The sequence below is a fragment of the Desulfovibrio sp. genome, assembly GCF_041907885.1.
In the GTDB taxonomy this organism is placed as follows: domain Bacteria; phylum Desulfobacterota; class Desulfovibrionia; order Desulfovibrionales; family Desulfovibrionaceae; genus Desulfovibrio.
On record NZ_JAYRGM010000007.1, the window covers coordinates 33,118 to 55,056 of the forward strand.

A 21,939-nucleotide genomic window follows, 5' to 3' on the forward strand; every position below is an offset into this window, starting at 1 on the left:
GCCGGTATATCTGTATGCTTCCCCCTTCAGGCACAGATGCGCCTCCGATTCCGCGGCAGGGGGCGGTTTGCCGTGTCGTGACAGATTTGCGGCCAGCCGTGGCTAGCGCAAATTTTTGATCACATCCGAAACGCTCTGCCCGTCAGGAGCGCGCGCGCCGGGGTTGACCGCCAGCAGGCGCAGCCATGCCTTCATGGCGTCGTCCTTGCGCTTGAGGTCAAAGTAAAGCACCACGCCTTCGTTGAACATGGCGTTTTCGTGGCGGGGATTCACGCTTGAGGCGCGGCGAAAACTGGCCACAGCCTTGTCGTATTCGCCTGTTTCGCGGTACATGATGCCAAGGTCGGTGAGCACATCGGCATTGTCGGGAGCAAGGGCAAGCGAACGCTCGTAGGCCCCGGCAGCCTTGCGCGACTGGCCGGTGTCAAAGTAGAGGTTGCCGAGCTCGGTCCAGTTCTGGGCATTCTTGGGATCGGCCAGAACGGTCTGTTCCATGGCGGCGATCTTGGCTACCAGTTCGGGCGGCATGGGGGGCTGGCTGTCCTGCTTGGCTTGGCCGGGGGCTTGGCCGGATACCTGGCCGGATGCCTGGGGAGCGGGGGTCTGTCCAGAAGTCTGGACGGCCTGCTGGGCTGCTTCGGGCGTGAACATGGACGGCACAAGACTGCCCACGTAAATGCCCAGCACAAGTGCCAGGCCAATGCCTACAAAAAAGACGCCCTTGCTGACCTTGCTCAGGCCTTTGTGCTGTTCTGCCTGCGAGGCAGCTTCAGAAGCGGCCTGCAAGGTTTGTGCGCTGGTGGATTTGGCATCGGCGGCCTTGGCTGCCGATGTGGATTCTGCGGATTCTTTGGGGGGCTTCTGACTTGCCATGTATTCCTCTTGGCTTGGGAAAATATCTTTATCCACCAGCCTACAACCGTAGGAAAAAAGAGGCAAGCCCACAGCTTGGGCGCAGCCGGGCGGTTGCGGCAATTTTACCGGGCGCGCCCGCCGTGTACAAGGCGGTACACGGCCACTCCTCCCAGAACCACCATGCTCAGGGTCAGGTACATGCCGCTGTAGCCGGCCTGCGGTATGATATACCCAAAAATATAAGGCCCCAGGCCGATGCCAAGATCAAAAAAGATATAAAATGTGGTGGTCGCCTGCGCGTAGCGCGAGCGCGAAACCAGCGAGAGCGAAACCGCCTGCCCCACAGACTGAAAATTGGCAAAACCAATCCCCAGTAGCAGTCCGGCACACAAAAGCGCAGCCGTGCCCTGCGCCTGTGAAAGCACAAACAGGGCCAGCGCGGTGACGAGAATTGCCGGATACATGACCACATGCTCGCCGTGGGTATCAAAAAGGCGGCCAGTCTGAGGCCGGGTGAGCAGCGCCGTGCCCGCATAGCACAGAAAAAAAATGCTGGCCGCGCCCGTAAGCCCGTGCTCTGCGGCAAACGATGGCAAAAATGCCTGAATGCAGCCGTAGCCGGGGCAGACCACAAGGGCCACCAGCGAAAAGCGCACCACGCGCGGATCTATGTAACTGTACAGGCTGAAGGTCGGACGCAGGCGTTGACGCATGGGCGGCAGATTGCGCAAAAAGAAGAAGATGATCAGGCACAGCAGGCAGATAAGGCCGCTTGTCTGCACCAGAACCTGATAGCCGTAGCTGAGAGAGAGGCTGATGCCCAAAAAGGGGCCAAGGGCAAGAGCCAGAGCCGCGCTCATGGTAAAAAGCCCGATACCAAGGCCGTGAAAGCGCACAGGAACTACATAGGCTACAATGGCCCCCGTGGCAGTGCCCGCCACCCCCACGCCAACGCCAGCCACAAAGCGCTGAATAAAAACCAGCGGCAGGGAATGCGCCAGCATAAGGCCGCCAATGCTGGCTGCAAACAGCAACAGCCCCGCCAGCAGGCACGGCTTGCCCCCAAGAACAGAAATCTGGTTGCCGGAGACAAAACGGCCCACGAGGCAGCCGATAACCATGATGCCAGAAGAAAGCCCGGCCACGCTCAGGCTGGCCCCAAAGGATTTTTGCACATGGGCCGTGCCGGTGACAAAGATAAGGTAATAGTCTGTCATCAGCAGCAGGTTGATGCAGGTCACAACCATAAAATTGCCCTGGCAAATGGCGGCAAAGGCCTCGCGAAAGCCCGTGTTTTCTTGCCGTGCAGCCCGCGTGCGGCAACATTTTTTTGGCATGGTTTGTCTTGCACCTCTGGAAGAAGACTACCGTTGCGTTCGCAACTTCAAATGCCTTTGGCCGCCCCCCTTGTCAAGGCGCGTATCTCAAGAGTAGCCTGCTGGCATAACCGTATATTCAGCAGTTGTTTTTTGTGGTCATGCTGCTCACGATGCCTTCAACCAGCTACAGGAAAGCCCCATGAAACTCGCTTACAGGTGGATTACGCTGGCCAACAGAAACTACTTTCTGTACCTCAACCGGGCGCTTGCGCCGTATGGTCTCAACAGCAGCCAGTACCAGTTTATCCTCAACCTTTTCGAGCATCCCGGCATTACCCAGGACAAACTGCCCGAACTGATCTGTATCAACAAGAGCAACGTGGCCCGCACCCTTGCACAGCTTGAAAAAAAGGGGCTTATCCGCCGCGAGGTCAATCAGGAAGACAAGCGCACGGCAACGGTTTTTCTTACCGAGCACGCCCACGATCTGTACCCACAGATAATGAGCGTCATTAAGGTCTGGGACGATGCGGTCACAGAGGTGTTTTCTGTGCAGGACAAGGAAACATTGCTTGAGCTCATGCAAAGGCTGGCTGGGCGCGCGGCGGAGCTGCGCGACGCAACACCTACGGCCCTGATAAAATAGGAGTGTTTTCGGTAACAGCTTGTGTACTGTGACCTTTCCGGGATATGCTGCTGCATGGGCCTGTGTGCCTTGTCATGCGATTTGCGGGAGGAGCGTCATGCTCAGCGTTTTTGACCTGTTCAAGATTGGCATCGGGCCGTCCAGTTCCCACACCGTTGGGCCCATGGTGGCGGGCAAGGCCTTTGCGGGCGAGCTGGCCGTGCTGGGAATGCTGCCCTTTGTACAGCGCGTAAAGGTAGAACTGTACGGTTCGCTGGCGCTGACCGGCGAGGGACACGGAACCCTTGGGGCAGTGCTGGCCGGGCTTGAGGGCGAAGAGCCGCAAGAGGTGGACATTGCGCAGATGGCCCGCCGCACCGCAGAGCTGCAAAACAATGCCGATCTGGTGCTCATGTGCGCCTATACCATTCCGTTCGATTTTCAGCGCGATGTGTGCCAGCACAAGGGCATTTTTTTGCCGCGCCATTCCAATGCCATGACGCTTTCGGCCTTTGATGCCGAGGGCCAGCAGATATACACCAAGAATTTCTATTCCATTGGCGGCGGCTTTATCCGCACCGACGACGACTTTGACCGCCAGCGCGAGCTCTACGCCACACCTCCCTACCCTTATGAAAAGGCCGCCGAGCTTTTTGACATCTGCGCGCGCGAAAACAGGAACATCGCCCAGATTGTTATGGCCAACGAGGTGTTCTGGCGCTCCGAGAGTGAGGTCAACGAGCGTATTACAGCCATCATTGATGTCATGCGAGAGGCCGTGGAGCGCGGTTGCTATACTGATGGGGTGCTGCCCGGTGGGTACAATGTGCGCCGCCGTGCGCCCAATCTTTTGCGCAAGGTCAGCGCCCTTCAGGCGGCAGGGCGGCGCGACCTCAGCCTGTGGCCCATGCTTTATGCCTTTGCCGTGGCAGAAGAAAACGCCTCGGGCGGGCGCATTGTCACGGCCCCCACCAACGGCGCGGCAGGCATAGTGCCAGCGGTACTGCTGTATTATCTGAATTTTTATCCCCATGCCACGGACGAAGGTGCGCGCGACTTTCTGCTTACTGCCGGAGCCATCGGCCTGTTTTACAAGCTCAACGCTTCCATTTCGGGCGCAGAGGTGGGCTGCCAGGGCGAAGTGGGCGTGGCCTGCTCCATGGCGGCAGGCGCGTACTGCGCTGTTACGGGCGGTAACGTCAAACAGGTGGAAGTGGCGGCAGAGATTGGCATGGAGCACAACCTTGGCCTTACCTGCGACCCCGTGGGGGGGCTGGTGCAGATTCCCTGCATCGAACGCAACGGCGTGGCCGCAGAGCGTGCGGTAAACTGCGCCCAGCTTTCGCGGCTTGAAGATGGCCGCCAGCGCGTTATTTCGCTGGACGAGATCATTGAGGTCATGTACCGCACCGGGCTTGATCTGCAATCACGCTACAAAGAAACCTCGCTCGGCGGTCTGGCCGAGGCTGTTGCCAAGGTTATGGAACGCAAAAAAATGGCAGATGGTGCGGCTGGTAAATAGAAACAGGCACTAAATTTGTGCTTTTGGTGTTTTTGCAACGCGACTTTCGGGCCGCGTTTTGCTGTTACGGCATTGGTAAACAAATTGTGCGGCGAATATGACGATTTGAAATGACGCACAGCGCAATTGCAAGAGCAGGCATCAGCACATGCAGGATTTGTAAGAAATGCCCAAGGCCCCATGTTTGTCATATTTTATCTGATTTCCGAGGATATCGACAAAAAGAGAAAAATAAGAGAATATTCTTTAAGCAATGCAAGGCATATGGGGCAGTGAGGGAATATCCTTTGCGGAGAGTTTTTTTGTCAGAATGCTCTTCGGTGTTTGATTGCAGGCATGCCTGATAAACAGCGTGTGGTAGATTTGTATACTATTACGCAGAGGTATGAATGCATGTTGCACAGGCTGATCATTTTCATGTCGCTCTTTGTGCTGCATACGGTACGTCCTGAAACCTGTAACACTGGAAGTGCAAGATGAAAAAACTGTTTTTTGCAATAGTGTTGGCGGCCATGTTTGCCATGCCCATGAATGCCTCGGCCGAAAAAGTTGATTTCGGCAAGCTGAAGTGCAGCGCCTTTATGGAACTGGATGCCCAGACCATGGGCATGTTCTATTTCTGGCTCGATGGTTATGCCAGCGCCAAAACCGGCGACACCAAGCTGGATGTCAGTGCGGTGGAAAACAATCTGACCCAGATCATGAAGGTCTGCCAGCAGAACCCCAACAAGAGCGTGCTTTCGATTGTTGCAGACTAGCACGTGATGCAGCGTTGATATTCTGTTTTTTTGTAAAAAAAGGCGGGCTTTGCATGGCCCGCCTTTTTTTTCTGCTTTCTTATTTTTTGCCGCTGCCGTTCAGGCTGGCCTGCTGTACGGCGGGCTTCTGGCTGCCTGCGTCCGGTTCTGCAAAAAGCCTGTCGGCCAGTTTGCGGTGTGCGGCGGGCATGGCCAGCTCATTGAGCTCTTGTGGTGAAATCCAGCGGCATTCTGTGGCGGCGGTGAGCTGCGGCGGCAGCGGCGGCGTGGCCGCTGCGGGCGGCGCAACCAGCTCAAGGCCAAAGCAGTGCAGGGTCAGCCGGTAGGTGGTGTAGCCGTGGCGTATGATGCCGTGCCGCTGAACCACGCGCACGGCAAAGCCCGTTTCTTCCATAAATTCGCGCACGCTGGCCTGTTCCGGGCCTTCATCTGCCTCAACCCTGCCGCCGGGAAATTCCCACAAGTTGCCCCACACGCCCGTGGGCGGGCGTTTTTGCACAAATACCCTGCCGCCGCAGTGCAGCACGCCGGTTACGGCATTGACGGGCGTGATGGTGGCTCTTTTGCCGGGCACTGGGCGCTGGTCGGTGATGCCCAGGTGCAGGCTGATGCAGAACCGCGCCAGAGGGCACGATGCGCACAGGGGTTTTTTGCGGCACACAAGCGCGCCAAGTTCCATCATGGCCTGGTTGTGTTCGCGCGCCAGTCCTTCTGGCACAAGGCGCAGCGCCCACTGGTGTATGATACCCGCCGCCGGGTCCTGCTTTACGGGGCTGTCCACATCAAAAATGCGGGCAACCACGCGTTCCACGTTGGCATCCACGCAGGGCAGTTTTTCGCCAAAGGCAATGCTTGCCACCGCGCCCGCCGTGTAGGGGCCCACACCCGGCAAGGCCCGTATGGCTGCAAGATCAGAGGGAAAAACGCCGCCGTGGTCAGACATGATCTTGCGTGCAGCAGTCAGAATGTGCCGCGCACGCGAATAATAGCCCAGGCCCTCCCACTGCCGCAGCACTTCTTCTTCGCTGGCGGCGGCAAGGCTGGCAATGTCAGGAAAGCGCCGCATCCAGTTTTTGAAGTAGCTGACGCCGCGTTCCATCTGGGTTTGTTGCAGCATGACCTCGGAGATCCACACCTCGTAGGGTGTGTAGTTGACCCGCCAGGGCAGGCTGCGCTGGTTTTGGGCAAACCACTGGAGCAGGGCAGCCTGCAATTCTGCAAGGTGCTGCTGCGGCGGCAGATGCTGGGGCAGGGGCTGGCCCCCCTGTGGCAGCCCAGGCAGTGTTGCTGGCTGGGTTTTATGAGTCTTGCGGTTCATGGTTTGCAGCCTATACCGGCAAACGGGCATTGTCATCCGGGCGTGCTTGCCCTATATTCCCGCCAATGGCGGGTTAGCCCCCGCTGTGCGAATAACCACTCAAGGAGCACCCATGTCCGACAATCCTACGGTTTTGCTGGAGACCTCCTCCGGCGACATTCTGGTGGAGCTTTTTGCTGACAAGGCCCCCAAAACCGTTGCCAATTTTTTGCAATATGTGGATGACGGCTTTTACACCAACACCATTTTTCACCGCGTTATCCCCGGCTTCATGATTCAGGGCGGCGGCATGGGCGCGCGTATGGACGAAAAGCCCACCCGCGAACCCATCACCAACGAAGCCGACAATGGTGTGAAGAACGACCGTGGCACCCTTGCCATGGCCCGCACCCGTGACCCCCACAGCGCTTCGGCCCAGTTTTTCATCAACCTGGTGGACAACGATTTTCTCAACCACAGCTCGCCCACCCTTGACGGCTGGGGCTACTGCGTTTTCGGCAAGGTGGTCGAGGGCATTGAAAACGTGGACAAGATTGCCAAGGTCAAAACCAAGACCGTGGGCTTCCACGAAAATGTGCCCACCGACATGGTGCTGATCACCGGGGCAAGCCGCTTCGAATAGACCGTAGCGGCGGGCCTGTGCCTGCCCTGTGACTGCTGAACCGCCGTATGCCCGCACCTGCGGAGCAGCGGCGGTTTTTGGCTTTTTTTGTGCGTGCGGGCAGTGGCGCGGCATGCACAACACCCTTACCAGACGAGGAAATATCCATGTCCAGAGCGATAGTTGCAGAACTCGAAGGCCCGTATCAGCGCGCCTTTGCCTTGCTGGCCCAGTTTATTGATGTTTGCCCCGAAAATGTGTGGGCCGAAACCAACGGCGGCTGGCCCGTATGGCAACAGGTGGCGCACGCGGTTGCCGTGCTCAATTTCTTTATACTTGAAAAGGACGATGATGCCTTTGTGCCTGCACCCGCCGAGCTGGGGGTGCTGATGCTTCGGGAGCAGGGGCAGCAGCTTGTGAGCAAGGAGGCCATGAAGGCCTACGGCCAAGAGGTCAAGGCAGCAGTGGATGCCCGTGTGGCCAGACTTGCCGATGCTGATCTGACCAGCATTCAGGAACGGGTAAGCAAAAAAATTGGTCGCGAGCTCAGCTACGGGGCTGTCATGGTCATGCTGGCCTCGCACACCATGTACCATCTGGGCTCGTGCGATGCGGCCCTGCGCGACCACGGCCTGCCGGGCGTATTTTAGGCTGGCTGTGCTGCGGCGGGCCTTGTGCCTGCCGCAGCGGCATGCCCGCACATGGCGCGTATACGGGGCGCATACGACGGGCAAGCGGCCCCCGTGGTTTCCCGTTTCCCGAATTTGCACCCTCTGTTTTTTTTCATAAAATGGGCTGCCGCTTCTTGACTCTGCAAGGCAAAGACTTACCTAAAAATCATAGCAAGAAAGTATGTTTTTGGCTGGCAGAAGGTGTCCCAAAAACAGCAATACATACAGATAACCTGCACCATGCAGGAGGTTGTTATGGCTACCTGGAAGAACGATCCCGACCATTCCCACCTGGGTTTTGTGGTTCGCCATCTCATGATAACGGATATCAACGGCAGGTTTGCCGATGTGGATATTGATCTTGAAGTTGCAAACGGCGACCTTTCAGACGCTGTTTTTTCCATGACAGCCAAGGCCGCAAGCATTGACACACACGTTCATGCACGCGACGAGCATTTGCGTTCGGCAGATTTTTTTGATGTGGCCCAGCATCAGGATCTGACCTTCCAGAGCACATCGGTGCGCCTGGGGGCAGACAAGACAGGCACAATCACGGGAATTCTGGACATGCACGGTGTATCCCGCGAGGTTACCTTTGCCATTACGGCCAGCGACAGGATCACCAACCCCATCAACAACAAGGAAACGCAGTCGTTCAGCATCACAGGCGAGCTGAACCGTAGCGATTTTGGCCTGGGCCCCAACATTCCTGCCGCCATTGTGGGTGACAGGGTCAAGGTGGCCGCCAATTTTGAAGTTTCGCCAGTGTAACGTATCCCCACCGTAATTCGGCCCGCCATACCCCGCATTACGTTAAAAAGCCGCCCTTGCGAACAGGGGCGGCTTTTTTGCGTCACTGCGCCACGGGGTGCAGTGTATTATTAAAATAAAGCAGGCCGGAAGCCTGTGCTCCCGGCCTGTTCCCCGCTTTTGTCTGATGCGGGGTAGCATGTATTGGGCGACGTTTACTGAATCTTGCAGTTGCCGTCGTTGCAGTCGTCTGTGGCGACGACAGGTGTTGCCTGGAACAGCACCACCTGGTCGCGGCCCTTGTTGGAAACCACCACCACGGTTACGCGCATGAGGCCCTGGGGCAGGGGCGGCGTGGCCTTGGCCTTGAGGTAGCCTGTGCCGGTGATAAGCTTGGAATCGCCGATCATGGCCGTGCGGGCGTTGGTAAAGGTAAGCCGGTCAACGACCAGTTCCTTGTTCTTGATGGTATTGATAAAGTGTTCCTTGTCTTCAATGTGCCCGTTGGCATTGATGTGCCAGTAGTTGGGGGCCAGCAGGGTTTCGAGGGCGGGAACGTCGCCGATCATGACGGCTTCGGTGTACAGCTCCACGGTATCGGGCTTGGCTTGGGCAAGACCGCCGGAAAGGGTAATCACAAGGGCAGCGAACAGTGCGGCAAGAATCTTCATGGTGTCCTCCCTGGGTGGGCTGTTTAAACCAGTGTGCGTGCAAAAATTGCCAATGCAAACGCTTTCTTCTATGGTTATGTCACAAGAGTTAAGCAAAATCTTTCTGTTGTAAAGCGTATATCTGCCATAGAGCCGAATTTTCAGGCGTTTTTTTACCAAGAGGCGTGCGTTTCCATGTTAACCAGTGTTTTGCAAACCATCGGCAATACCCCCCTGCTTCGTCTTGACCTTTCGCGTGATCTGCCCGGCACGGTCTGGCTGAAGCTTGAAAACCGCAATCCCGGCGGTTCCATCAAGGACAGGGTGGCGTTTTATCTCATTGAAGAAGCTCTGGAAGAAGGCCGTGTCGAACCCGGCGGCCTGCTGGTGGAGGCCACCAGCGGCAACATGGGCATTGGCATGGCCCTTGTGGCCCCCATGCGCGGGCTGCGCTGCGTGCTGACCATGCCCGAATCCATGAGCGTAGAGCGCCGCAATCTGCTGCGGGCGCTGGGCGCAGAACTTGTGCTCACCCCGGCAGAGCAGGGCATGAGCGGGGCCGTGGCGGCGGCAAAGCGCATTGCTGAAGAGCAGGAAGGTTTTGTGCTTGGCCAGTTTACCAATCCGCAGGCGGTGCTGGCCCACTACAAGACCACAGGGCCCGAAATTTTCAAGGACAGCGTGGGCAAGATGGATGTGCTGGTCGCTGGCGTGGGGTCTGGCTCGTCCATTACCGGCACGGGGCGGTTTCTCAAGGAGCGTATTCCCGGCTTCAGGGTTGTGGCCGTAGAGCCTGCGGCCTCGCCGGTGCTTTCGGGCGGCAAGGCCGGGCCGCACCTTATTCAGGGCATCGGGGCAGATTTTGTGCCACCAATTCTCGACCGCAGCCTGCTGGACGAAATCGTGCAGATGGATGGCGAGCTGGCCATTCAAACGGCCCGTCAGCTCATGGCTCAGGGCCTTATGGTTGGCATATCAACAGGTTCCAACGTGCGCGCGGCGCTTGATCTGGCGGCGCGGCCAGAAATGCAGGGCAAAAATATTGTCACCTTTGCCTGCGATACGGGCGAGCGCTACATGTCCACGCGCCTTTTTCTGGATGCCTAGGCCGTTTCGGGATTTTTGAGGGTCATAAAGAACGAAAAAATACGTCTTTTGCGTTCTTATGGCTAAATATTGGCAACAGGCAACCGATAAGAGAGGCAGCGTAAGCTTCGCTCACCGGCTGGCAGCAACAGGTTCAGATCTGCCGTCCGACATTAACGGGCCTTAGCCCAACGGAGAGCATCCATGGCTCAGACCAACATCCTGCTGGAAACCGGCACAAACGAGCTGGAAATTGTAGAATTTTATGTCAACCAGGACGGTTACGAAGCTCACTATGGGCTCAATGTGGCCAAGGTGGTTGAGATCGGCCGTCGCCAGCCGGTAACGGCCATGCCGGAAATGCGCCACAAAGCTCTCTTGGGTGCGTTTTTGCACCGTAATGGGCGTGTGGTTCCGCTGATCGACATGGCCCAGTTTCTGGGCAGCGGCCCCATAGAAAATGAAGACGCCAAGGTTATTGTTACCGAATTCAACGGCGTGTGTACGGGCTTTCTGGTGTCGGGCGTCAACCGAATCTACCGGCTCAGCTGGACAGACGTGGAAGCACCTGGGCAGTTTTTGCAGAACGTGAGCCGTAGCTCGGTAACGGGCGTGGTGCGCCTTGAGGAGCGGGTGATCTTTTTGCTCGATCTTGAGGCCATTGTGGCCGAATTGCACCCCGCCATGGCCATGCGCTTTGATGCATCCGACATGAAGCACAGCGGCGAAAAAATGTACAACATCCTGCACGTGGACGATTCGAGCAGTATCCGCAGCCTGTTGATTGATCTGCTCAACAAGGAAGGGCGTTTTACCGTTACCCAGAAGGTCAACGGCCAGGAAGCCTGGGATTACCTGAAGGTGCTGCGCGACCGTTGTGAGGCCGAAGACCGCCCCATCTCGGACTTTGTGCACGGCATTATCACCGACATTGAAATGCCCGGAATGGACGGCCTTGCCCTGTGCAAGCTCGTGAAGGAAGACAGAATACTCAAAAACCTGCCCGTGGCCATATTCTCTTCCATGATCAACGAGCCTCTGGCAAGAAAATGCCAGGTTGTGGGGGCCGATGTACAGTACACCAAGCCCGACCTCAAGGTGCTCTCGGTCAAGCTGTACGACCTGGTTACCCAGGCCTGGGGTTAAGGCAGTTTTTGCCGAAAATGTTCTGAAGGCCCTGACCGTACTGGTCAGGGCCTTTTTTGCGTTGTGGTTTATCGTGCTTCCATCTGGCGGTAGCCCTTTCTTGCCCAGCCCAGCAACCTTCAGTATGCTGTATGTGGGTTTCCACAAGTTTTTGTTGCTGAAAAATCAGTAATGGCCCGCGTCTGATGCGCCCGCGCCCACTTTTTTACCCTGAGATGCCTATGCCCGCCCTGCCGGAAGAAAAAATGCTTGTCGAACAGGTGATGCACGACAACCCGGAGACTCTGACCCCTGACCACAAGCTCAAGGACGCGCTCCCGGTGTACGAGCGGCACGGCGTGAACTGTGTGCCTATTCTGGATGCGGAAAAGCGGGTCAAGGGCATTCTTACCATTTTTCGGCTGGTGCAGGCCGTGCGTGCAGGAAAGTCTTTTGATGCGCCCATCAGCGAGGTCATGGACACCAACCTTGTAAGCATCCGCAACGATGACACCTTTGGCATGGCGTGCAGCATGCCCATAGACAGAATGCTCGTGCTGGATCATGAAGACAGGCTTGTGGGTGTTTTGACCAAGAAGGAGCTGATCCACAAAATATACGTGGCCTTCAGAAATGCGGATATTCATAACCGGGAGTTGAGCGAGGTCATCAACTGCGCCACTGACGGCATCATGATTTTTGACGCCGAAGGAACCCCGCTGTTCAGTAATGACAAAATCCGCAGCTTGTTGCCTGACTGCGATAATATGACCGCACCTGTCTCGCCGGACATGGAAGTTGTGGTCGACCTGTTGAAAAAGGCCGTGGCTCACCGCAAGGCTCACAGCTCCCTGCTCGAAAACTGCAACGGCAAGCAGGTGGTCTTTACCATAACGCCCCTGTTTGACGAAAAGGAAAAGCTGTTCCGCTGCGTGCTTTCCGCCCAGGATATGACGGAAATAACCCGCTTGCAGACAGAGGCTGAGAATACGCGGCGGCGGCTTGCGGCCTTTCAGGAGGCCTCGCACAAGGGCAAAAAAGTCATTGCATGCAATCCCGCCATGCGGCGTTTGCTGCGCGAGGCCGAGAGACTTGGCAGCGTGGATTCAACCGTGCTTATTACGGGTGAGACCGGCACGGGAAAAGAAGTGCTGGCCATGCACATCCACAGCCACAGCGGTCGCCGTAACGGGCCGCTTGTGCAGATCAATTGCGGCACCATTCCCCAGCACCTTCAGGAAGCGGAACTGTTTGGCTACGAAAAAGGCAGTTTTACCGGGGCCAATGCCAGCCGGGTGGGCATGCTTGAGGTCGCCAATGAGGGGACTCTCATGCTTGATGAGGTGGGCGAAATGGATATGTCCCTTCAGGTCAAGCTGCTGCGCGCCCTTCAGGAGGGTGTGATCTACCGCATCGGCGGGCGCAAGCCCGTGCACCTCAATGTGCGCATTATTGCCATGACCAACAGGGATCTGCTTAAAATGGTGCGGGAAAACACTTTTCGCGAAGACCTGTATTATCGTCTCAACGTGATTCCGCTGGCGGTTCCGCCGTTGCGCGAAAGGCAGGAAGACATCCTGCCGCTTGCGCAGCATTTTCTTGCCTGTTTCAGCAAAAAATATTCTACCCGGTGCATGATTGGGCCTGAAGAAGAGCAGATGCTCCTGGCCTATCCGTGGCCGGGCAATGTGCGCGAACTGGGAAATTTTGTGGAAAGGCTGACCATCGCCAGTTTTTCTGCCGGGCACTGCGCTTCGGTGTGGGAAAGCATTGCCCCGGCTGGCCGGGCTGCCGCCGCTGGCGCTGGAAACATGCGCGACCAGATCAAGAAATTTGAGCGCCAGTGCATTGAAAGCGGTCTTGCCGCCACAAGCAGCATCCGCGCCGCCGCGCGAAAACTGGGCATATCCCACCCCACCCTGTTGCGTAAAATGCGGGAACACGGTCTTTCGGTTCAGGAATGAACCACGTGACAGAGCCTTCTGCGGCTTCATGTATTCAGCATGAACTCCGGGGCCGTTTTCCTGTGAACAGTACTGTTTTTTTGCTGTGGTTTAAAAATGGACCGTGTGGTTTGATTTTGAACCACCACTTTCCTGTAGGCCATAGCTGGAATTCAAAGTTATTATTTCAATTAAAACGAATTGTTATATATTTCATTTGCTGAGTGCCTATGCCCAGGTTTGCCCGCAAAATACATGCGGGCTTTTTTGTATCTAGCTGATAATAATGATAAAACTTTTTGGAACAAACATTGCTATGGCAAGGTTACAATAAAAAGTTTTGTTGAAGTGATGCTGTGCAAAACCAGCCACGAAAACATTCAGTCGCAGTTACCACCACGGGCCCGGTCGGTAATCGTCTGAAACAGAGAAGGCAGGCGGCAGGGGCTACAGTCGTACAGCCCATGCGCAAGGGCTGTACCCTTGCCGTTCAGCCGCCAGACAGCGGCAAAATCATCCGTTATGATGAGGAGTTTATATGACATCTTCGGCTTTTTGGATGTTCGGCCTTGCACTTGCGTATACGCTCTTGCTCATTGTCATGAGCCAGATAGCCAAGAAAAAGGCCAAGGCGGGCGAAGATTTCTTTGTGGGCGGGCGCAAGTTCAGCCGATGGACAGTGGCCTTTTGCATTACAGGCCTCTTTTCAGGCTCAACCTATATCGCCATTCTTGAACTTTCGTATTTTACAGGTATTTCAGCCATCTGGTACGGCATTGCCGAACTGACCCACGTGCTCATTATCGCACTGGTGCTGATCGGGCCGTTCCGGAAAAGGATGATGGTGACTATTTCTGGCCTCATTGGCGACAAATACGGGCGCACGGCAAAGGGCATAGCCGGAGCCATCACGGCCATCACGTTTCCCATGTGGTCTGTGGCTACGGCGCTTGCTTTCGCCTCGTGCATCAATGCCCTTACAGGGCTGGACATGCTTGCCTCGGTCGTTATTACCGCAGCGCTTATGTATGTCTTTTTGAGCGCGGGCGGCATGTGGTCTGTGGCCATGACCCAGACGGCAAACTTTTTTGTATTCATGAGCATGTTTGCGGTGGCCATCTACGCCATTGGCGTTAATCCTGGCTACGGTGCGCTGGCAACGTTTCTGGAAACGAACGCCAAGTACGGCAGCCTGACCAGCGTTGGCCTGCAAACCATTCTGGCATGGTTTGGCACTTTCCTGATAAACGTGCTGCTGGCGCAGGCCGCGTTTCAGATGGCCCTGTCGTGCAAAACAGCGGACGAAGGCCGCAAGGGCCTGCTGATCGCTGGCGGATTCAACGTCATCTTCATTGTCATGGGCGTTCTTGTGGGCGTTGCGGCGGCCATCACCATGCCCGGCAATGCGCGCGGCCTTGTGGCTGTGCCTAAGTATCTTATGGAAACACTGCCCGCGCCAATGGTAGGCATGTTCACGTTAGGCATATGGGCCTGCGCCCTTGGCTGGGGCGCTCCATGCCAGTTCTCCGGCGCAACAAGCCTTGGTAGGGATGTTGGCTCGGCCCTGTTCCCTGACGCGTCAGACGCCAAGCTGGTGCATTTTACCCGTATATCCTTGCTGGCGCTGACAGCGCTCATGATTCTGTTTGGCTATCTGCGCTCAGAACAGGCCGCGTGGTGGAATATCTTTGCCTGGACTGCTCGCAATGGCGCAACATTCGCTCCTATGGTCGCAGCACTGTTCTGGGGCGTTGCAACGCCGCGTGCCGCCGTCACCGCTCTGGTGGCAGGCTGCGGCGCCGGTCTTTTGTGGAACTGGATGGGCGGCTGGGCCGTCAACAGCTTCTATCTCAAGATACATCCCGTGTGGGTGGCTATGGCCGCCAACATTATCGGCATGACCGTGGTTTCTCTGGCCGAGCGTGGCTGGAACATAATCACGCCGCAGGGCGGAGCCGCCATGCTGCGCAATGCGGCATTGCTGGTAGCTCTGGCCTTGCTTGTCTGCCTGGTTTCGGCTGGCGGGTGGCTCTATACCACAGGACTTTGGGGCATGACGGCTTTTCTGCTTGTTCTTCTTGTCTGGATTGCCCTCATTGTCAGCACGGAGCGTCAACAATCCTCTGCCAGCTAGAGCAGACCATTACAAAAATTTGCGCTGCCGAATGCTTGCATGGCGAGCATGCTTCAGGCCTTGCGCCGCATGAAGCTGCGCCGCAAGCCAGCATGGCTGCCTTTGCGCCTGCAATCATTCAAAGCGACAAGATTTAAAAGGGGTTTACCATGCCTATGATCAATGTTGAGTGGAAAGGGAACATGCTGTTTGAAGGAAGGGATTCCGATAACCGCCCTGTGGTTATGGATGCCTCCGCCATTTACGGCGGCAACAATGAAGGCGTGCGCCCTATGGAGCTGCTGCTTATTTCTCTGGCGGGTTGCACGGGCATAGAGGTGGGCCATGCCCTAAACAAGATGCGTGTTCCCTTCTCTGAATTCAAAATCTCTGCCGATGCAGTGCGCCGCGAAGAAATCCCGCAGATTTTTACCGAAATCAATGTGGAATACACGGTCAGCGGTGAGGGCGTCACTCTGGAAAAATTTGTGCGGGCCTTTGAACTTGGAGCCGTAAAATACTGCTCCGTAGCCAATATGCTCAAGGTGGCGAGCCGCATCAACTACAGCTTTGTGGTCAACGGCGAACACCACGCCTACCCTCTGTCGACAGCATCGGCCTAGTTGATGCGGAACAGCGGAACTGCCTGCGTTTTTTTACATTGCGGCAGGCAATTTCTCACCACACCGATGAGACCGGGAGGTTCACGGACTTCCCGGCCTCATGCACAGGAGACAATATGCCTCAGTATAACTTGCCCGAAGACCTGTTTTATACCCCGGAGCACATCTGGGTGCGGCAAGAGGGAGATGAACTGGTGCTGGGCATAACGGACTTTGCCCAAAGCCAGCTCGAAGAAGTTGTCTACGCGGACGTGCCCAACGTTGGCGCGCCTATGGAAGCCGAAAAGGAATTTGGCTCGTTGGAATCCATGAAGACCGTCAGCGCCTTGTTTGCTCCTGTTGGCGGTACCGTGACTGCGGTCAACGGCGATCTGGAAAATACCCCCGCCCTGATAAATCAGGATTGCTACGGCAAGGGCTGGATCGCGCGTGTATGTCCCAAAGCCCCGGCGGACTTACACGCTCTGCTGTGCGCGGAGCAGTACGCCCGGTTGTTGCCGCAAAACAGTCAGACATAAGATGCCGTAAAATACGCGCGAGGGTGATTTAATGAAAAGACTGACCATCATCGGCAGCGGGCCTGCCGGGTATACGGCGGCCTTTGCAGCGGCGCGCGCCGGTCATGCCGTAACGCTTGTGGAAAGCGAAGCCATTGGCGGCACATGCCTTAATTCCGGCTGCATCCCCACCAAGACGTTCAAAAGCTCCGCGGATGTTCTGGACAAGTTCCGGCACATGGGCGAATTCGCCATCACGGGTGCATCGCAGGCAGCCATTGATATGGCCCTCCTCCTGGAACGTAAAAGCCGAGTGATTCGGCTGTTGGCGCAGGGGCTGGAAAAATCCTGCGCGCATCTGAATGTGGCTGTGGCTCGGGGCAGAGGCTGCCTTGTCAGCGCGCAGCAGGTACTGGTTACGGCAAAGGATGGAAGCACGCAGCGGATTGACGGTGATGCCGTCATTCTTGCGGTGGGCTCAAGGCCCCTGGAACTCCCGGCCCTGCCCACAGACAAGCTCCATATTCTGACAAGCGATGACGTTCTGAATTTGAACCGCGTTCCCTCAAGCATCTGCATTGTGGGCGGCGGCGTGATAGGCTGTGAAATGGCCTGCATTTTCAAGGCGTTTGGCGCAGAGGTCACTGTGGTTGAAGGGCAGAACCGTTTGTTGCCCCTGCCTGCGGTTGACGAAGAAATCAGCAAGCTGCTGCACCGCGAATTGAAAAAAGCGGGAATCAAGGTCGAAACCGGCGTCACCGTCAGCCGGGCAGAAGTGGGGGACGGTGCGGTGCGTCTGCATACAGAAACCGCCAGCAGCGAGCGCACATCTGGGCCGCCACCGATCGAAGTGGAAAGCGTGTTTGTCGCCGTTGGGCGTGTGCCGGACATTGCGGGGCTGGGGTTGGAGGCGGCGGGAGTGGCATGTGATGCCCGAGGCTGGGTGCAGACGGATGCCTTTCTTGAAACATCCGTGCCGGGCGTATACGCCATTGGCGATATTCTTGGCCCGGGAAAAATCATGCTGGCCCACATGGCCGCCGCAGAGGCCGAATGCGTGGTCGCGAATCTTGGGCAGCAGTCAAGCCCTTGCGATTATTCCCTTGTGCCCTCGGCTATTTTTACAACGCCGGAGATCGGCTGCGTGGGCCTCACCGAGGCGCAGGCACTGGCAAAGGGGCGCGATGTGCGTTGCGTCCGGCTGCACGTGCGCGAACTGGGCAAAGCACATGCTATGGGCGAAATCGCCGGGATGTTCAAGCTGGTTATTGATGCGCGGAGTCAGGCAATCCTTGGGGCCCATATTTGCGGCCCGCATGCCACAGATCTCATAGCAGAGGCGGCGCTGGCAATCCATATGGGCGCAAGCGCCGAAGATGTGGCCCGCACCATCCACGCGCACCCCACCCTGGCGGAGGGTTTTGGCGATCTGTGCCGCATCGCCAGACTGGCGTAAGGCCTGCCCTGCGCCATCTTTTGGAGTATTTTTATCTTGCAAGGTTTGCCGGCTGGCGAGTACGCCGACCTTCAAGTGCTCATCTGCTCCAGCAAAATGCAACCCCCTCCTGGGTAGGGACACAGGAGGGGGCGCGCATGGGGCGGCCAGGGGTAGGGCCGCCTTTGAGATGTATGCCAGGGGCCTTAGGCCACCTTGGTTGCGTCGATCACGTTATAATCCAGGCCCAGTTCCTTGGCGGGAATGCCCAGCGCTATGCCCACAAGCTGCGAAAGGTGCAGCACGGGCATGCGGGCCTTTGACCTGGAAATATCCTGCGCCGCTTCCTGATAAATGTCGAGCTGCATTTGGCAGAGCGGGCAGGGAGTTACCAGACATGTGGCCCCGGAAGCCGCAGCGCTGTCCACAATCTGGCCGGTCATGCGCATGACGGATTTTTCTGCCGGGTAAACAGCGTGGAAGCCGCAGCAGTCCAGCCGTTTGGCAAAGGGAACCGTCTGCCCGCCAAGGGCTGCCACCACGGTTTCAAAGCTCGTGGGGTTGACGGCACTTTCAAAGCCCAGGGCGTGTTCGGGCCGCAGGCTGTGGCAGCCGTAAAATGCCGCCACCTTGAGATTCGCCAGCGGTCTGACCACCTTGGCCTTGAGCACCTGGGCATTTTGCGCCAGCACCCAGAGCAGGCTGGTTACTTCGCTTGTGCCCGCATAGTGCATGTTGCCCGTGGCGAGAAAGGTGTTGATGCGTTCTTTCTTGCCGCCGTCAAGTTCGGCCTTGGCCCGGCGCAGCATAAGCAGGCAGGTACTGCACGAGGTCAGCACGGGCAGATGCATTTTTTCGGCCAGGGCCAGGTTGCGGGCGTTGGCAACCAGGGTTGCCAGAGGGTCCACATCCTGCGCCTGCGAAGCGCCGCAGCAGCTCCAGCCGGGTATTTCCTTCAGCTTGATGCCCAGCCTTGGGGCCACGGCCTCAAGAGCCATCTTTGATTCCTTGGCGGCCTGAGTCAGCACGCAGCCGGGAAAAAAGGCGAATTCGGTCTGCATACGGCTACTCCTTTTCTGCGGCATGGGCCGCCTGAATCATCTTCACCAGGGCATCGTGCCCTTCAATGGTTTCGCCGCCAAAGGCCTCAAGGGGATTCATCTTGCCCTGACGCAGCAGGGTAACGGCCATGCCGGCGCGGGCAATGGTGCTGACGCCCTCGGTACGCAGGGCAAGGCGCACCTCATTGAGGCGGCCCGAATCGTCCACCAGATCGGTGTAGAACGATTTGGCGTGGGCAGGGCCAACGCCCTGGGTCATGCCCTTGGCCATAACCAGGGCCCGCAGACCGGCAATGTCGTCGGCGGCGCTGATGCCCTTGGGGCAGCGGCTGGCGCATTCCTGACAGTGTACGCAGTTCCACAGGCCGCCAGCCACGGCGGGCTTGCCGTGCAGCAGGGGGTCCTTGGAGCGCGAGTCGTTGGCCACGCGCCATGCGTGGGTGAAGACAAAGGGTTCCATGTAGTCGCTGCGGTCGGCGCTGAGTTTGTTGCACTCAGAGGCGCATGCGCCGCAGAGAATGCAGTCCCACTGCTTGATGATGCGGTCAAATTCCTTCTGGTTCTGGCGGCAGCCTTCCTTCATGGAAAATTCGGATTTGGCCACCATGCCGGGATGCACCTTGCGCAGGTTTTCCACTGCGGGCTCCCAGTCCACCACAAGGTCGGAAATGACCTTGAAGTTGGCCAGGGGCGAGATGCGCAGCACATCAGAGCCATAGGTTTTGACAAGATCATCCATCTTGGTGTCGCAGGCCAGCACAGCATGGCCGTTGACGCGTACGGCACACGCGCCGCAGATGGCGCAGCGGCACGAGGCGGTGAAGTTGAGCGTGGGGTCCTGGGTCTGCTTGATGAACAGCAGGGTGTTGAGCACGGTCTTGCCCGCAACGTCTGCCGCATCCAGCTTGTAGCTCTGCTCGAAACTGTTTTTGCCGTCAAAGCGGTCAATGATGATGGTGGCCATTAGTACTTCCGCTCCTCAGGCTTGAATTTGGTGATTTCCACTTCTTTCCAGCCCATGCGCATCTTGCCGCTCTCATCCATGGTAACCATGCTGTGCTTGAGGAAGTTGGCATCGTCACGCTTGGGAAAGTCCTCGCGGGTATGCGCGCCGCGCGATTCCTTGCGTTCAGAGGCGGCAAGGCAGGCGGCCTGGGCCAGTTGCAGCATGTTGCCCAGCTCCACATACTCGGTAAACACCGTATTGTAGACCGGGTTGGCGTTGGGCACGCGCAGGGCATCGTAGCGCGAGCGCAGATCGGCCAGGGTGCTCGTGAGGGCATCAAGCTTGGACTGGGTGCGGAAAATACCCAGGTTGTCCCACAGCTGCGCGCCCATTTCTTCGCGGATGCTGTACATCTGTTTGGCATCACCGCCGTTGGTGGTGTTGCGGAAACGGTCCTGCCAGCGGCCGGTGAGGTCGGTAAGGCGCTTGCCAGCGCCAAAATCGGCCTGGCTGGCAAAGGCTGCTGCGCCGTCGCCCGCGATCTTGCCGGTTACCACGGCATCGGCCAGCGAGTTGCCGCCCAGGCGGTTTGCGCCGTGGATGGAAACACACGAGGCTTCGCCTGCGGCAAACAGGCCGGGCACGGTTGTGGACATGTCGTCGAACCTGTCCACATCAATGCCGCCCATGGAATAGTGGGCCGTGGGGCGGATGACCATGGGCTGATCCACAAGGTCAATATTTTCAAAGAGCTTGCCCACGTGGCGGATCTGCGGCAGGTCATGCACGATCTTGTCCTTGCCAAGATGCCGGAGGTCGAGCAGCACGTAGGCTTCCAGACCTTGGCCGTAGCCACGGCCCTCGCGGATTTCCGTTTCAATGGCGCGGGCCACGATATCGCGGGGGCCCAGCTCCATCTTGGCGGGGGCGTAGGTCTTCATGAAGCGCTCGCCCTTGTTGTTGAGCAGATACCCGCCCTCGCCGCGCGCGGCTTCGGTAATCAGCACGCCGCCGTGTACCACGCCCGTGGGGTGAAACTGCACCATCTCGGCATCCTTGAACGCAACGCCAGCACGCAGGGCCGCCGCCACGCCATCGCCTGTGGCAATGTAGGGGGTTGAGGTGCGATTCCAGAAAATGCGGGTGTAGCCGCCGGTGGCCAAAACCACGGCCTTGGCGCGTACAGGGGCGATTTCGCCCGTGCGGATGTTGCGCAGCACCGCACCCTCGCAGCGGCCATTGTCCACAGCCACGTCGAGCAGCTCGTGGTCCATAAGGAATTTGACGCCATTGCTGAGGGCGTCGTCCAGACAGGTGTGGGCAACGATGTGGCCGGTTTTGTCGGCAGAGTAGTTGCAGCGCACCTTGGAAGCGCCGCCAAAGGGACGGGCCTTAACCTTGCCCTCGGTCGTGCGCGAAAAAGGCATGCCAAGATAATCCAGTTCAAGAATGGCCGGGCCTGCCTGCTCGCAGAACTTGAGCGTGGATTCCTGGTCAACCAGATAGTCGCCGCCCTTGACGGTATCAAAACAGTGCAACTCGTACGAGTCGCCCTTGCTGAAATCGGTAACGCCGTTGATGCCGCCCTCGGCCATACAGGTGGCGCTGCGTGAGGGCATGCACTTGCTGACCACAACCACGTTGAGTTTGGGGTTCTTTTTCAGGGCTGCCACGGCGGCTCTCAGGCCTGCTCCGCCCGATCCGATGATCAGGATATCGCAGGTGGCCATGGGGCCTACACCGGCAGCGGCGGCAAGGGCTTTTTCAATGCCGCTCATGTTCACCGTCAGCGCGCTGATGGTGATGCAGGCCGATTGCAGAAATTTTCTGCGGGTAAACTGCTGCGTCATAAGGGTTTCCTCAAAGATTGGTAATTGGGCTGTCACTTGGGCCAGCAGCTGGTGGCGCTGGCAGCAGGACAATAGAATTGATTGATCACACAATCAATAGTTGTGCCATTCATTGATAGTGAAATCTAGCACACGAAAAAGCCGCGTTTCAATGCCCTTTCGAGATTTGTAAGTTTTGTAAGTAATGTAAG

Annotated in this window: 21 protein-coding genes; 13 read left to right on the plus strand and 8 right to left on the minus strand. The window is 57.4% G+C overall.

The genetic code is table 11. The features are described 5' to 3' along the window. Positions 1-102: 102 nt before the first annotated feature. Entirely contained in the window at positions 103-873 is a 771-nt protein-coding gene (locus ACE3NW_RS05795; RefSeq protein WP_374281329.1) for a tetratricopeptide repeat protein, read from the minus strand. Positions 874-977: 104 nt separating this feature from the next. Next, entirely contained in the window at positions 978-2,192 is a 1,215-nt protein-coding gene (locus ACE3NW_RS05800; RefSeq protein ID WP_374281331.1) for an MFS transporter, read from the minus strand. A gap of 181 nt (positions 2,193-2,373) precedes the next feature. On the opposite strand from ACE3NW_RS05800, the gene ACE3NW_RS05805 reads away from it, so the two are divergent. From ACE3NW_RS05805 to ACE3NW_RS05815, 3 genes are all read left to right on the plus strand, one after another. Then, positions 2,374-2,820: a MarR family winged helix-turn-helix transcriptional regulator gene (locus ACE3NW_RS05805; RefSeq protein ID WP_374281333.1), complete on the plus strand. Its 447-nt coding sequence runs from the start codon at positions 2,374-2,376 to the stop codon at positions 2,818-2,820. A 97-nt stretch (positions 2,821-2,917) separates the two neighbouring features. Continuing rightward, positions 2,918-4,321, plus strand: coding sequence for an L-serine ammonia-lyase (locus ACE3NW_RS05810; protein ID WP_374281335.1), 1,404 nt, complete (start codon positions 2,918-2,920; stop codon positions 4,319-4,321). 476 nt (positions 4,322-4,797) lie between these two features. Next, a complete protein-coding gene (locus ACE3NW_RS05815; protein WP_374281337.1) occupies positions 4,798-5,079 on the plus strand; it encodes an HdeA/HdeB family chaperone in 282 nt (93 codons plus the stop codon). A 79-nt stretch (positions 5,080-5,158) separates the two neighbouring features. Here ACE3NW_RS05815 and mutY read toward each other — a convergent pair whose 3' ends face one another. Continuing rightward, positions 5,159-6,397, minus strand: a complete 1,239-nt coding sequence (gene mutY / locus ACE3NW_RS05820; RefSeq protein ID WP_374281339.1) for an A/G-specific adenine glycosylase — start codon at positions 6,395-6,397, stop codon at positions 5,159-5,161. 112 nt (positions 6,398-6,509) lie between these two features. Here mutY and ACE3NW_RS05825 point away from each other — a divergent pair, with 112 nt between their 5' ends. The 3 genes from ACE3NW_RS05825 to ACE3NW_RS05835 all read left to right on the plus strand — a co-directional run bounded on the left by ACE3NW_RS05825 (position 6,510) and on the right by ACE3NW_RS05835 (position 8,440). Next, the gene (locus tag ACE3NW_RS05825; protein WP_374281341.1) at positions 6,510-7,019 is read left to right on the plus strand and encodes a peptidylprolyl isomerase; all 510 of its coding nucleotides are present in this window, start codon (positions 6,510-6,512) and stop codon (positions 7,017-7,019) included. A gap of 146 nt (positions 7,020-7,165) precedes the next feature. Further along, positions 7,166-7,648 (plus strand): DinB family protein, encoded by a 483-nt coding sequence (locus tag ACE3NW_RS05830; protein WP_374281343.1) that lies wholly within the window; start codon positions 7,166-7,168, stop codon positions 7,646-7,648. Between the two features lie 276 nt (positions 7,649-7,924). Next, positions 7,925-8,440, plus strand: a complete 516-nt coding sequence (locus ACE3NW_RS05835) for a YceI family protein (protein ID WP_374281345.1) — start codon at positions 7,925-7,927, stop codon at positions 8,438-8,440. A 194-nt stretch (positions 8,441-8,634) separates the two neighbouring features. Here the strand turns inward: ACE3NW_RS05835 and ACE3NW_RS05840 are convergent, their stop codons facing one another. Beyond that, positions 8,635-9,090: a nuclear transport factor 2 family protein gene (locus ACE3NW_RS05840; RefSeq protein ID WP_374281347.1), complete on the minus strand. Its 456-nt coding sequence runs from the start codon at positions 9,088-9,090 to the stop codon at positions 8,635-8,637. Between the two features lie 174 nt (positions 9,091-9,264). On the opposite strand from ACE3NW_RS05840, the gene cysK reads away from it, so the two are divergent. From cysK to ACE3NW_RS05855, 3 genes are all read left to right on the plus strand, one after another. Continuing rightward, positions 9,265-10,176 carry a cysteine synthase A gene (cysK, locus tag ACE3NW_RS05845; RefSeq protein ID WP_374281349.1) on the plus strand — a complete coding sequence of 304 codons (912 nt, stop codon included), beginning with the start codon at positions 9,265-9,267 and terminating at the stop codon, positions 10,174-10,176. 183 nt (positions 10,177-10,359) lie between these two features. Then, positions 10,360-11,301, plus strand: coding sequence for a chemotaxis protein (locus ACE3NW_RS05850; RefSeq protein WP_374281351.1), 942 nt, complete (start codon positions 10,360-10,362; stop codon positions 11,299-11,301). A gap of 221 nt (positions 11,302-11,522) precedes the next feature. Then, positions 11,523-13,244, plus strand: a complete 1,722-nt coding sequence (locus ACE3NW_RS05855) for a sigma 54-interacting transcriptional regulator (protein ID WP_374281353.1) — start codon at positions 11,523-11,525, stop codon at positions 13,242-13,244. A 359-nt stretch (positions 13,245-13,603) separates the two neighbouring features. On the opposite strand, the gene ACE3NW_RS05860 is transcribed toward ACE3NW_RS05855, so the two are convergent. Next, positions 13,604-13,768, minus strand: a complete 165-nt coding sequence (locus ACE3NW_RS05860) for a hypothetical protein (RefSeq protein WP_374281355.1) — start codon at positions 13,766-13,768, stop codon at positions 13,604-13,606. Between ACE3NW_RS05860 and ACE3NW_RS05865 the strand changes: the two genes are divergently transcribed. The 4 genes from ACE3NW_RS05865 to lpdA all read left to right on the plus strand — a co-directional run bounded on the left by ACE3NW_RS05865 (position 13,762) and on the right by lpdA (position 17,912). Next, entirely contained in the window at positions 13,762-15,357 is a 1,596-nt protein-coding gene (locus tag ACE3NW_RS05865; RefSeq protein WP_374281357.1) for a sodium:solute symporter, read from the plus strand. The two genes, ACE3NW_RS05860 and ACE3NW_RS05865, sit on opposite strands and share 7 nt — an antisense overlap. Positions 15,358-15,506: 149 nt before the next feature. Then, positions 15,507-15,959, plus strand: a complete 453-nt coding sequence (locus ACE3NW_RS05870; protein ID WP_374281359.1) for an OsmC family protein — start codon at positions 15,507-15,509, stop codon at positions 15,957-15,959. A 116-nt stretch (positions 15,960-16,075) separates the two neighbouring features. Next, on the plus strand, positions 16,076-16,477 hold the full coding sequence (gene gcvH, locus ACE3NW_RS05875) for a glycine cleavage system protein GcvH (protein WP_374281361.1): 402 nt from the start codon (positions 16,076-16,078) through the stop codon (positions 16,475-16,477). A gap of 31 nt (positions 16,478-16,508) precedes the next feature. Then, positions 16,509-17,912 (plus strand): dihydrolipoyl dehydrogenase, encoded by a 1,404-nt coding sequence (gene lpdA, locus ACE3NW_RS05880; RefSeq protein WP_374281363.1) that lies wholly within the window; start codon positions 16,509-16,511, stop codon positions 17,910-17,912. A 185-nt stretch (positions 17,913-18,097) separates the two neighbouring features. On the opposite strand, the gene sdhE is transcribed toward lpdA, so the two are convergent. From sdhE to sdhA, 3 genes are read right to left on the minus strand one after another with little or no spacing between them, the layout of a single operon-like run. Further along, positions 18,098-18,952 (minus strand): 8-methylmenaquinol:fumarate reductase membrane anchor subunit, encoded by an 855-nt coding sequence (gene sdhE, locus ACE3NW_RS05885; RefSeq protein WP_374281365.1) that lies wholly within the window; start codon positions 18,950-18,952, stop codon positions 18,098-18,100. 4 nt (positions 18,953-18,956) lie between these two features. Beyond that, positions 18,957-19,916, minus strand: a complete 960-nt coding sequence (locus ACE3NW_RS05890) for a succinate dehydrogenase/fumarate reductase iron-sulfur subunit (RefSeq protein ID WP_374281367.1) — start codon at positions 19,914-19,916, stop codon at positions 18,957-18,959. Further along, positions 19,916-21,748, minus strand: coding sequence for an 8-methylmenaquinol:fumarate reductase flavoprotein subunit (gene sdhA / locus ACE3NW_RS05895; RefSeq protein WP_374281369.1), 1,833 nt, complete (start codon positions 21,746-21,748; stop codon positions 19,916-19,918). The genes ACE3NW_RS05890 and sdhA overlap by 1 nt, the downstream gene beginning before the upstream one ends. Positions 21,749-21,939 lie beyond the last annotated feature (191 nt).